The organism is Runella salmonicolor (assembly GCF_024158025.1).
Taxonomy (GTDB): domain Bacteria; phylum Bacteroidota; class Bacteroidia; order Cytophagales; family Spirosomataceae; genus Runella; species Runella salmonicolor.
On record NZ_JAMZEL010000001.1, the window covers coordinates 255,711 to 268,405 of the forward strand.

The 12,695-nt window shown below is 43.1% G+C and carries 9 protein-coding genes; 5 read left to right on the plus strand and 4 right to left on the minus strand.

Annotated elements, in window-relative coordinates:
- Window positions 1–22: 22 nt before the first annotated feature.
- Entirely contained in the window at window positions 23–3,280 is a 3,258-nt protein-coding gene (locus NCI00_RS01185; protein ID WP_253524132.1) for a CotH kinase family protein, read from the minus strand.
- 680 nt (window positions 3,281–3,960) lie between these two features.
- Between NCI00_RS01185 and NCI00_RS01190 the strand changes: the two genes are divergently transcribed.
- The 5 genes from NCI00_RS01190 (at window position 3,961) to NCI00_RS01210 (ending at window position 9,551) form a co-directional block, all read left to right on the plus strand.
- Entirely contained in the window at window positions 3,961–5,079 is a 1,119-nt protein-coding gene (locus tag NCI00_RS01190; protein WP_253524134.1) for a sensor histidine kinase, read from the plus strand.
- Window positions 5,076–5,852 (plus strand): LytR/AlgR family response regulator transcription factor, encoded by a 777-nt coding sequence (locus NCI00_RS01195; protein ID WP_253524136.1) that lies wholly within the window; start codon window positions 5,076–5,078, stop codon window positions 5,850–5,852. Before NCI00_RS01190 ends, NCI00_RS01195 begins: the two co-directional genes overlap by 4 nt.
- Before the next feature lie 409 nt (window positions 5,853–6,261).
- Window positions 6,262–7,047, plus strand: coding sequence for a hypothetical protein (locus NCI00_RS01200; RefSeq protein WP_253524139.1), 786 nt, complete (start codon window positions 6,262–6,264; stop codon window positions 7,045–7,047).
- 43 nt (window positions 7,048–7,090) lie between these two features.
- Window positions 7,091–8,740 carry a serine hydrolase gene (locus NCI00_RS01205; RefSeq protein WP_253524141.1) on the plus strand — a complete coding sequence of 550 codons (1,650 nt, stop codon included), beginning with the start codon at window positions 7,091–7,093 and terminating at the stop codon, window positions 8,738–8,740.
- Between the two features lie 325 nt (window positions 8,741–9,065).
- Window positions 9,066–9,551, plus strand: coding sequence for a hypothetical protein (locus NCI00_RS01210; RefSeq protein ID WP_253524143.1), 486 nt, complete (start codon window positions 9,066–9,068; stop codon window positions 9,549–9,551).
- A 78-nt stretch (window positions 9,552–9,629) separates the two neighbouring features.
- Here NCI00_RS01210 and NCI00_RS01215 read toward each other — a convergent pair whose 3' ends face one another.
- The 3 genes from NCI00_RS01215 to NCI00_RS01225 form a co-directional block, all read right to left on the minus strand.
- Window positions 9,630–11,345 carry a GMC oxidoreductase gene (locus NCI00_RS01215; protein ID WP_253524145.1) on the minus strand — a complete coding sequence of 572 codons (1,716 nt, stop codon included), beginning with the start codon at window positions 11,343–11,345 and terminating at the stop codon, window positions 9,630–9,632.
- A 37-nt stretch (window positions 11,346–11,382) separates the two neighbouring features.
- Complete coding sequence (locus tag NCI00_RS01220; protein WP_253524147.1) at window positions 11,383–12,012, minus strand: gluconate 2-dehydrogenase subunit 3 family protein; 630 nt, start codon at window positions 12,010–12,012, stop codon at window positions 11,383–11,385.
- Window positions 12,013–12,245: 233 nt separating this feature from the next.
- The gene (locus tag NCI00_RS01225; RefSeq protein ID WP_253525991.1) at window positions 12,246–12,695 is read right to left on the minus strand and encodes a DinB family protein; all 450 of its coding nucleotides are present in this window, start codon (window positions 12,693–12,695) and stop codon (window positions 12,246–12,248) included.

A 12,695-nucleotide genomic window follows, 5' to 3' on the forward strand; every position in this document is an offset into this window, starting at 1 on the left:
AGGTAAGGTTTATTTATTTATTTTACGGACAGCCCTTAATCTGGGCTTGAAACACCGCCCCTTGGCTCGTGTTGAAGCCAGGATTCAGCTCAATAAAGCGTTTTGCCTCATACAGCACATTCGACGTACTTGCCACGCTCACCGTCGAAAACAATACACCATCATTCACCGTGCTCACACCCGCCGCAGTTGTTCCACTCAACACCCGTTTGCTCTCCACAAAAATATCATCCACCCCCAATTCGTCACGGCTACCGCTAGTGCCTGCCTTGCGATAATAGCGCCACAATAATTGAATATAAGGCTGATTTAGCAACGAAACGGGCAATTTTACTTCAAATACTGCACTGTCACCCACCACTCCTCGATTGTATTCTATTAATTGATTGCTTTCATTCAATAAATCCGTAAAATTCACTTGGTCGCCAATACGATACTGCAGGCGAATCGCGTATTCTCTTGTCCCTATCGCTCGGGTCCGCCCCTTCCACTTAACAGTTACTTCATCCTTATTTTGCGTATTTATAGCCAAAATAGCCCCTCCCAACTGTCCTCCTGTACCAGTAGCGGGGTACCCAGGATTATTCCCGCCACCCGTATTTATAAATGAAAACCCTCGAGCATTACGTCCATTTATTCTGGTAGAACTTGTCAAATTATAGGCACCATTGGTATAACCAGCAATAGCTGAACTAACCCCTGGGTCGCCATCCGCCATATACACAAATTTCATGTTGGCAGGAGTAGTACCAGCCGCTGAGGTAGAATCCCACGCGGTGAAGCTATACCCGCACGCTTCCAATAATGCGACCGTAGGGACTGGATTGTCTGACAATATCGCAGACTCAAAAACAGCGGTATAGCTACGGGCCGAAGTAGCAGTAATGGTCTGTATGCTATCGGTCAATATCATAGCATTGTAGACCCAATGTTTAAACTTATAGCCCGGTTTCGGACGCGCTCGTATCACCACTGGAAGAGAGTTGTCAGATTTATAAAAGTATTTACCCGTCCAAGGGTAAGGCGAAGCGCTCACCCCTGGGGTTGTGGGCAAAATATCAATCGTATTGACCCGCACATAGCCGTGGTCAGGATTGGAAACATTGACTGTCAAGTCGTACTGACCACTAAGGCTAAAACGACTCTGAATATGTTCGCGAACAATGGGAGGACGCAGCGAGGCAAACGTTGTCATCAGGTTTACAAAACCTTGCCAATTCGCATACGTTGAAGGACGCTGCCAACGGGTGATATTCCCTCTTATTTCTGCATCAATGACGTTTTTTTTAGCGTTGATAATCTCCAGCAAGCGGGCGGGTTGAAAATGGGTATTTATCAAATCAGCATACCGGGTAATGAATTGGTTTTTGAACTCGGCATTTTCAATGAGGTATTTATAAGGATAATCAGCAGTATTGGGATTATCAAATTTCGTAAAATAGTTTTCATTGTATTCTTCAAAACTCAAATCGGTGTCGTACAAAGCCCAGCGCCAACGACCGTCTTTTCCTTTCGGTTTGGTAGATGAGTAAGGTGTTTTGTATCTCCAATAAGTAATATTCCCAATGGGCCAATCCCAGTTAGCAGCATAAAGCTCCATAACCGTATAATCAATAAAACTCTCAATATCAACACGTTCCTTTATATAACTATAGTTTGCGGTATTAGACATTGCATTGTTTTTCATAAAATTGAGCGTAACTCCCCAGTGCCCTGAGTCATCCTCAATTTCGGGCACGTTGTTGTCATTAAAACCCGAATAATACTCTATCGAATCAGCGTCAATGTTAAAATGATTGGCATAATGGTATTCATCGAGGCGCTCTGTAATGTGATGTATCCCCCAATATTCCCCATTAATAAACATCACAGATGGACGTGACTGCTGATTTTCAAAATTTAGACCTTCGGCCATTTGCGATATAGAGGCATCCTTAAACAACGTTCTTTCGTAGTCATTTCCCGATGTTTTCATCATAAAACGCTTAAAATTGGTAAAGGGAAGCGTTGGAACGAGGGGATAATTATACTCCGTGTCGCCATAAGCGCCACTGGCATAGAATCTTAGGCTTTTCTTATCGAGATCTCTCGAACCTGACCCGTGTATACGTAGCCCCACATTCTGACTAAAGTTTACACCGTTTGTATCCAATATTTCAAAATTGACGGGAATTTCGGTAGAGCGATTGTAATTCTTTTCGGTACCCGAAGTATTGGTCCCATTCCTGTAATCAACAAAATCTTTTCCAGCCACGTAAATTCCGTCTGTATAATCAAAAAGTCGGCTGGGGGTGGTTTGGATAGATATGACTGGGACAGTATATTTTGGTAATCCTGAAGGCGTAAAAAAGTAAATTTTTGAGATAATCTCGCTCGGCAATTTCCCTGGCACATACACTCTGGCACGTACGGTCGTTCCTTTATACACCGAGTCGGCCTGCGGTGGAGTATAGCTATATTTTATCGTGGTCGAAATATTGGAAACTACGTTGGGCAGTACGGGCGAATTTCTGTTTATAATACTGATAGGAGTACCATTATACTGATATGACCGGTAAGTATTTGTGTAACTAGGCCCAGCCGTTTGGCCTACCAGTTCGGGGTATTGATTCTTGTAGGTGTAATTGGTCCCTGCCAAATTTCCACTACTCGGATCAGAGCCATCTGTGGTATAATAGATGGTAGCTCCTGGCTCTGTGCTACTGATAGTCAACGAAAAAGCACTTTGATAAAAACCACTTTCTGCCGAAAATACGGGAGATGCGGCCAAACCCGTATACGCATTCGCCGTAAGATTTACAGAACCCGGCGACGCTGGTGAAAAATACTTAAAAGTAGCCGAGCCGTTCGGTTCTCTCCCGTAAGATACATCCCTCCACTGCGGTCCAAACGACAGGCTGTCTACAATCGTTAACCCGTCGGGTAAAACCAACGCCAATGCCTCGCCATCCGCAGAAAGCGAAAAGCTCGTATGCTTTGGCCCACGTGTTACTTCACCACTAGCCCAAATAATTAAATAACCATTGGCGGGCACTACCACCTGCCCCATTGTAGTTGTAAATTGAAACTTGGTTTTATTGGAAAAATTATCGGTGATATAATACCCAGCTAAATCGATTGAGGATGCCGTAGGATTGTAAAGTTCCAACCAATCTGAGTACCCTCCTGCATTATCGGTGATAGTGGTAGCATTTGATGCCATCAATTCATTTATTTTGATTTGGGCCGACGAGAAAATGGAATTGCACAAAAAAAGGAGAAGAAGTATCTTTTTTTTCATAGGGCATAAGATGTGTACGGTAATATTTAATGTAAACTAAAACCAACAGCTATTGCGTAGAAAACTAGCTCTTTTTCACACCCTATAACCCACTTCTGAGTTGCCCAAATGATTCCTACCAATACTTATTCACGGTTTAGTATTCTCTAAACTACAAATCAAAAAGACTATAAAATAGGGTTTGAAAAATCAACTTAATGTATTGCTCCAGATATTACTTTTTATCCGTTTAAATATATCCCCAAACGTTTTTTTATGTATAATCTCTAGGTATAAGGCTACCTTACCGTGTATTTTTGTTTAACACAATGATATACGTTTATCATTAGACAAAGCCAAAAGCACCTAAGAATATGACCGAAAAGTTATCAAACGGTCGATAATCATTCAAGACCCGTTAAAAGTAGCTACATTGAAAATTGAATTCTCAATTCGACATACCTATTTCGCCTCATTTTCATTCCATTTTACAGAAATCTGCGCCTTGTGATAATGAGGATATTTTTAAGCATTTATACATCCTTTTTTAGCAGATGAACAGAAGTGCCAGTAGTTATTTAGTCATACACACCAACATTTAAAAACACTCAGGTCTTGATGTTAGGCATTCATTGACTCAAAATCAGGATTCAGGTGCATTGATTTGGTATTCATGGCCTCATAATTTATTTTTATAGGCAATGAACACCCCCCACTCCGCCCGGCTTACGACTCGCCAAAAATGGCAACTCGCATTAAGTATCTCCATTATTTATATGCCGCTGCGGGTGTATATAAGTATCTATGATTTCGAGGAGATTTCGCTGGCTCAAAGACTTCCATTATGGGTGATGGAAATTACGGTCATCGTGCTCTTTTTCTTTGTTTGGATAAGCGTTATAGAATGGATTCAGCAACAACTATTTGGGTGGTTTGGGACTGATTTTTTGATGGAATTTAAAATTCCCGCCCAATTGGCGATGTTTGTCATTGCCTGCGCCATGGCTGTTGTCTATAATACGGGCTTCCGAACATTATGGAGTACTGCCGAGAGTGCCTTAGAAACGCAATTTGGACTTACCCAAAACAGGTCTTCTCAAAGTACAATGGCGCTTCAATACACGAGAAGTCAAAAGAAGAAATCGAATAATGGCCTTACGATCATGGCCCTTTTATCAGCTTTTTACTTAGCCTCCAACCGAAGAGCCTATTACCAATTGAGTGAAATCCAAATCGAAACTGAACGTTTGGAAAAAGAAAATGCTCAGGCAAAATTTACGGCCCTGAGAAATCAAGTAAGTCCTCATTTTTTGTTTAATAATTTCAGTATCCTGACATCGCTGATTGAAACTGACCCCGCTTTATCCATCCAATTTATCAGTCGACTGTCAAAAGCCTATCGTTATATTTTAGAACAAAGCGACCACGAGCGTATCATTTTGAAAAAAGAACTAGACTTTCTTAAAACCTATATCTTTCTGCTTAATACGCGTTTTGACGATAAGTTACGGGTGAGCATCGACCTCTCGGAACACGACGCAGGTCATTATTCAGTAGCGCCACTCACGTTGCAGTTATTAATTGAAAACGCCGTGAAGCACAACCAAATGTCAACCGAGGCTCCCCTCAAAGTTTTTATTTTTATCGAATCGAATTATCTAATTGTGAGCAATCCCATCCAACTCCGTCCTAAACTGGAAACCTCCACCGGTTTAGGGCTACAAAATATCATTAATCGTTACAAACTGCTGACAACACATCCCGTTTTGGTCGAGGACCAAAATACAGTTTTTGTGGTTAAAATTCCGCTTCTGACATGAATGTCCTGATTATTGAAGATGAAAAATTAACGGCGCAGCGACTAGCAACGTTACTCAACCGCTACGACCCCAGTATTAGGATAGCAGCACAACTTCCTTCAGTTGCCAAAACGGTGAATTGGTTTAAAGAAAACCAATATGATTGGCCCGATTTACTGTTTCTTGATATTCACCTAGAAGATGACCTAGGGTTTCGAATCATTGAAGAACTGCAACTTACCATACCCGTTATTTTTACGACCGCCTACGACGACTATATGCTTCAAGCATTTAAGGTCAACAGCATTGATTATTTGCTTAAGCCCATCGAGCCAAACGAGTTGGCCGCCGCGTTGGATAAATTCAAGACATTGTGGCAAAACAAGCCCCTACAACCCACTGAAAACAATGTATCAGCGCTGCTTCAAATTCTCAAAAAATCAACGACCCCAGCCTACAAAGACCGTTTTATGGTTACAATAGGCTCGAAACTTCGCAGCATAAAAACCCAAGACATCGCTTATTTTTCGTTCGAAGAAAAAGCAACATTGCTAACCACCCACGATGGTCTTCGCCTCATCGTGGATTATAGCCTCGAACGACTAGTCCAACTTCTCGACCCGCATCTTTTCTTTCGACTCAATCGGTCTTTTTTGGTTGCGCTATCTGCCATTCATACCGTACATTCGTATTCGGGTGGAAAACTTAAAGTCGAAGTTGTTCCTCCCCCACGACAGGAAATCTTTGTGAGCGGCGACCGAGTAACCAGCTTTAAAGAATGGCTTGGAAAATAATTCGGTTTGGAACAACTCCGTTATTCAACCCCACAAATACCCGATTTAGCTACTCAAAGTCGGCATTTAGGCACTTTCATTTGGGGGCTATTGCATTCTTTTGCATTTTTGAAGTACTAACACACATTATTAACACCCTTATTAAAATGCCCTTTCAACCTCCGCTACAACCGTTGGCGGCGTATTTCCTATTCAACCGAGACAAAAACATTGCCACGCAAAAGTCCCTTTTTGCGTAAAAATTTTTAGATAAATTAAGTGAGTAAGCCACGCGAAAGACTTTGTTTTTCGCGTGCTTAATTTTTTTTGCTTCCGTATTCGACCTAATAATAAGTCCCCAACGATTGTATTGGATATGTAAAAAACCAGAAGTAAGTTTGATGCATTGTCATTGCTTTACTTTAAATTCATGAAACGAGTCTTTTCTCTTCTCCTAGTTTTGGGAATATTAGTTATAAGTTGTTCAAAACCCGAGCAACAGGGAGAATCTACCGAAACCACTGCCACAGATTTCAAAACAACCTCTGTTGCCCTTCCTTTTTCGGGGTATTGGTTGAGCGAAACCTATTTTAACGACATCAAAACGCACCAATCGCCACAAAAATCGCAAGAAGGAAGCGAAGATGTTTTTGTGGTTATACCAGATAGTACCCTCCAACCCACCATGATGGTCTGGAATTTTCACGAGGGCAGTGAAGAAATCAGGGTCCTAAAAAAAGACGGTGCCTACCAACTCTACGAAGTAGTAGTCGACAGTCTGACGCGCCCCCTGAAAGACATCAAAATAATCTCGCCCACCAAAATTAAAATCGGCAATAAGGCCTTCGTAAAAATCAGCCCTTATGCCAAGCCTAACGAGAAAAACAATCCGCTCATTCTGGAAGAAATCCTGTTTAAAGGTAAGTATAGCCAGGCTGACGGCACAGAAGTTGAATTTAAAAACAACGGCGAAATAACAGGTTTGGAAAACTACCGTTATTATCAACCAGCCATTGACTACATTGGGCCAGGAATGCAGATTGACCAAGTGAGTTTGAGCAGTAGCGAAGACCAAAAAGAATGGATGGCCTTCAAATTTCGAGGAGACACCTTGCTTATTCACCAAATCAAATGTGTTGAATTTGACAAATCCAATAACGAATGCGGATTAGCAGATTTTGGAGTGCTTAAATACACCCTAATACGAAAAAAATAAAAGTACAGCCAATTTACGTTTACCATCAACCGACAATCATTCCATGAAAACGTTAAAAATCCTCTTTGTTTCTATTTGGTGCTTCACCACTGGAATAGTTTTGGCCCAAAGTACAACCCTTACGTCAGAATTTGACAAGCTACTCACCGACCAATTTAAGCCCGCCGAATCGGGCGCAACGGTGCTGGTGGCGCAAAAGGGCAAAATCATCTACCAAAAAGCATTTGGACAGGCAAATTTAGAGTTGAACGTACCGATGCAACCCTCGATGGTTTTTCGCATCGGCTCCATTACAAAACAGTTTACAGCGGTGGCTATTCTGCAACTGATGGAGCAAGGAAAACTGAGTTTGGAGGATGAAATCACTAAGTTTATTCCCGATTATCCTACCCACGGCCACAAAATAACCGTTGAACACCTGTTGACCCACACCTCTGGCATCAAGAGTTACACCGACATGAAGGAGTTTGGCGATGTGATTCAGAAGGATATGAAACCCGAAGAACTCATCAATTTTTTCAAGAACCAGCCCATGGATTTTGCGCCAGGCACTCAGTGGCACTACAACAACTCGGGCTTTTTTCTACTCGGGTACATCATCGAAAAAGTGTCGGGCAAAACCTATCCCGACTACGTTGAGCAAGTATTTTTTAAGCCGCTGGGCATGACCCATTCTTATTACGGAAACGACGCCAAGTTAATTCCAAACCGAGCGGCGGGTTATGAACGCGGAAAAGATGGCATTCAGAATGCATCTCCCATGAGCATGACATTGCCCTACGCAGCGGGCTCTATCCAATCAACGGTCGAAGATTTGTGGAAATGGCACCAAGCCGTCCACGCCTATCAGTTGGTGCGAAAAGAAACTCTGGAGAAGGCATTTACGCCCTATAAACTTGCCAATGGCAAACCGACCAATTATGGCTACGGGTGGTTTTTGGGGGATATTCAGGGAAGTGCGACCATCGAACACGGCGGAGGTATCAATGGATTTTTAACAAGTTCGATTTATTTACCCAAAGAAGATGTGTTTGTGGCCGTTTTCTCTAATTCTACCGCCAAATCACCCGATAATGTCGCCGCCAAATTGGCCGCTTGGGCCATTGAAAAACCCTATAATTTCAAAGAAGTTGCGCTAGATGAAAACACCTTAAAAGGCTACATAGGCGTGTATGAAAACCCCGAAGCAGGTCAACGTATTATTTCTTTGGAAAACGGGAAGCTCTACTCTCAACGCACAGGAGGCCCCAAATCTCTCATAAAACCTTACGAAAAAGACAAGTTCTTTTTTGAAACATCTTTGTCATTTCTCAATTTCCAACGCAATGTCAATCAGATGATTACGGGGGTCATTTCTAGTCAGCGGGGAGCACAGACCATGCTTTGGACCAAAACCGACAAACCGATTCCCACGCGCATGGAGCAAAAAGTAGACGAAACGATTTTGGCTAAATACACGGGGGATTATCAACTCGCACCCGGTTTTATTCTTAGCATTACCCAAGAAGTTCAAAAACTCTTTGCGCAGGCAACGGGTCAGGGCAAAAATGAACTCTTTGCCGAGTCAGAAACCAAGTTTTTCCTTAAAGTAGTCGATGCTCAGGTAGAGTTCTTCAAAAATGAAAGCGGCCAAGTCGACAAATTGATTTTATACCAAGGAGGTCAAAAAATCGAAGGAAAAAAAATGAAGTAACCGAAAAGATTTTAAGAAATACCCGTTTTGACTCATTTTCCATAAAATTGAACCGCTACCAGAGAACGCCTTTGGGCTTCGGTTCAATTTTATTTAGGTAAAACTGCTTGACATCATCAAGTTGAAAAGTTAATTTAACGAATCCAATAGGCCTGTTTGCCTCTAATTCTTCCGCACACTTCTCTTAATAAGTTTTTCTCCACACGCTTTTTTTTATAATTCTGTGATATACAGAGCATAACCTATTTGATTCATGCCGAATCAGCCTTATTTCTATATTTTTTAATCTGATTACCCTTTATCTAAACTCAAATCAATTAATCAAATGAAAAACTCCCTACGCTTCTTTCTTGCATCTGCTTTGATGCTGTTTTCTTTAGCATCCTTTACGCCCAATGTCGACAAGACCTATTATTGGGATGATTATAACATCGAAATAACGGTGCCCAACGATTTTAAAATAACGAAGGATACAAAAAATGAATTTGAAATGGCGGGTGAAGGCATGGAACTTTTCATGTATATCTGGAACCAAAAAGCCATCAGTGCGGCCGACATTGACGACGCCACCATTGCCGCCGCCAAAAGCCTCAAACTCACCGAAGTGGACGACGAAGGCACGTTTGAAAACGATGATTTTGCGGGGTATTACGTAGAAGGCTTCAAAGATGGCGACCGCATCATGTTTGCGGGGATTGTTGACTTAAAAAGCCGTACCAATTTTTTCATTTCTATCACATTCGATGACAAAGACGAGGAAGCCGAGAAGGAAGCGGTTAAAATTTTAGAGAGCATCGGTCACAAATCTTAGCCCAAAAAAATAGGAGGCGGTGTTGCTACCGCCTCCTGCACACTATTTCTACTTCTGTAAACGCACTTTGTCGACTGGTTACAGGTTTTTCTTCTTCAATTCATCGACCGCAAACGCCGCTGCCCGGGCCGTAAGCGCCATGTAGGTCAACGAAGGGTTCACACACGACGCCGAAGTCATGGCGGCGCCATCGGTCATAAAGATATTTTTACACGTATGTACCTGATTATGCGCATTCAACACCGATGTTTTAGGGTCTTTACCCATCCTTGCCGTACCCATTTCGTGGATACCAATTCCCAAATTTGATTTGGTATTATCGTACGCATTGATGTTCTTAAAACCTGCTGCTTCGAGCATTTCAGCCGCGTCGTTTTTCATGTCTATCCGCATTTTACGCTCGTTTTCGCCGTAACCTGCATCAAACACCACCAACGGCATACCCCATTTGTCTTTCTTGGTGGGATGAAGGGTAAAGCGGTTGTTTTCGTTTGGCAAAACTTCACCAAAGCCACCGATTCCCATGTTCCAACCTCCTACTTCCGTCATTTCTTCTTTAAACGCCGCCCCAAAACCTTCCATGCCTACGCCACGTCCCCAACTGCTACGGCTTGCTCCGCCTTGATAGCCAAATCCACGCAGATAATCGCGTTTGTCTTTGCCCCAGTTGCGATAACGCGGGATGTACACCCCGTTGGCACGGCGGCCAAAATAGTATTGATCTTCAAAACCGTCGTAGGTTCCGGATGCACCCACGCCTAAGTGGTGGTCCATGATGTTGCGCCCCAATTGGTCACTATCATTGCCCAATCCATTTGGAAAACGGCTTGACTTAGAATTCATCAAAATCGATGCCGATGGAATTGCCGAAGCGTTGAGGAAGATAATTTTTGCAAAATAATCTTTCACTTCTAAGGTGTTTTGGTCGATGGTCCGCACGCCAGTAGCCCGGCCTTTCTTCTCATCGTACAATACTTCCGACACGATTTTGTTGTTGGCTAAAGTCAACCGTTTGGTCTTCATCGCCGCTGGCAAAGTAGCCGCTTGCGTACTGAAATACGCCCCAAACGGACAGCCACGCATACACATATTGCGGTATTGACACGCCGCCCGGCCTAGTGCCGTATGAATACTCTGCGGTTTAGTCAGGTGCGCTACCCGTCCAATGGTCAGGGTACGGCCCATTTTCCGCATTACTTCTGACTTAACGTGCTTTTCGAGGCAATTCAGCTCCATAGCAGGCTGAAATTGACCATCAGGCAACACATCAAGCCCGTCTTTTGACCCGCTGATACCCGCAAAACGCTCGACGTAATCGTACCACGGCGCAAGGTCTTTATATCGAATGGGCCAATCAATCGAAATTCCTTCTTTGGCATTGGCCATAAAATCTTCTTCATTCCAACGGTAGCTCTGACGCCCCCACAACAGAGAACGCCCCCCTGTATGGTATGCCCGAATCCAGTCAAACGGACGGGTTTCCAAGTAAGGGTTTTGGCTGTCGTTTTCAAAAAGGTAACGGTGCTCTTCGTTGACCGTATAACCCGTCCGAATGCCCGCCCAATATTCTTCCGCCGACTGATTGTCGGGTCGGCCACGGTGAGGAAGTTCCCAAGGAGCTTTCATGGCCGTTTCGTAGCCTTCTACGTGTTTTATATCACGACCCCGCTCCAGGCACAGCACGCGTAAACCTTTCTCGGTCAACTCTTTGGCCGCCCATCCGCCGCTTATCCCTGACCCCACAACAATGGCGTCGTAGGTCATTTCTTTTTGGGCATCAATATTTAGATACATCTTAGGTTAGTTGTTTTAATTCTTGTACGTAATTTATCTACAACGCGTACGCCTTTTGGCCTTTTTTCAACGGAATACATCCATCATAACGGCCCGGAATAGGCACATAGTCAAGGGCTTTGGTAGCTCCTTGCTCCGAAGTAAAGTAACCAAACAGTGTAAGCTCTTTGGCCAAACGCCAGAAAGGAGTGCCTTTGAGTTTTTTGGAATCTACTACCTCTTTGTCAACATTATCTCCCACTTTCACCTGCTGAACATTGGCGTTTTTCATCAATTCAGTGGTTTCTTTTTCCACCTGTTTCAGAATCGCAACTTGCTCTGCCGAAGTAGTTTCCATGAATTTCTTACCGTGGGCTTTGGTGGCTTTAGCGTCCAAATCTGCTAATCCATCCAAAAAGTTTTGTTGTTCCTGCGCTTTGTAGCAGTCTTTCAACATCAGCTCAATAAAAGGGCCCACCCCTGCATCTTTCGCCCCAGGGGTCGAAGTACGAGGAATGATATGTTCGGCTACTTCAGCAACCAATGCTTGCTGGGCAGGCGTAAAGCTAAAAGCAGCTCCTGCGGTTTGGGGCATGGCAGCTCCTTCACCAAAGGCCATTAAAGTAGGTGCCGAAAGAGTACCCCCCATCAAAAGGGCCACCCGCGACAATGCTTCTCTGCGGTTCATGTTCATAGGATAGTTTATTTTCTTATTGGAAAGATGTAAAAATACATTAGAAGCGTTCAATTTTTACTTTTTGTAAACGCTTTTTTTAGGCAAAGAATATTTTATTCAACGTAAAGTTTGACAAATTTTATCCATGTCCCTGATTCACTGACTAGTACGTAGTTTGTTATTAAGCATAGACAGTCATTTCTACGGCCATTTCAAAAGAGCCGCTTATTCATTAGTACATCCTATCAAATACGGTCTAACAATCGACGGTGGTAGTTAATCTGCCCCAAATGATAGCCCAAATGAACCGCCAAGTGAATTAAAAAATACTCGGTCGACATTTTTTCTTTAAAAACCACCAAAGGGTATTCGGCAGCATAATCCTCCTCGGTCAGGGTCGACAAGGCATTTTTAATGACTTCAATCGTTGAATCCAGCGCGGCAATCATTTTTTGGCGGGGTACGTCTTTATCACTGAACTCCAAAGGACGATTTCTCACATAGCCCGTTTTGCCAATCTCGGCCCCAATGAAGGCATTCAAATTACCAATCAAATGCAAGGTCAGGTTTCCCGCCGAATTGGGAATTTGGGCTTCTGTTTTCCAGATAGTTTCTTCATTTTGATAAGCAAGAAGCTCTTCTTTCAGTTTGTTCAAATCCCGCTCAAAAAGCGCAATCAATGTTTGTGTAATCAT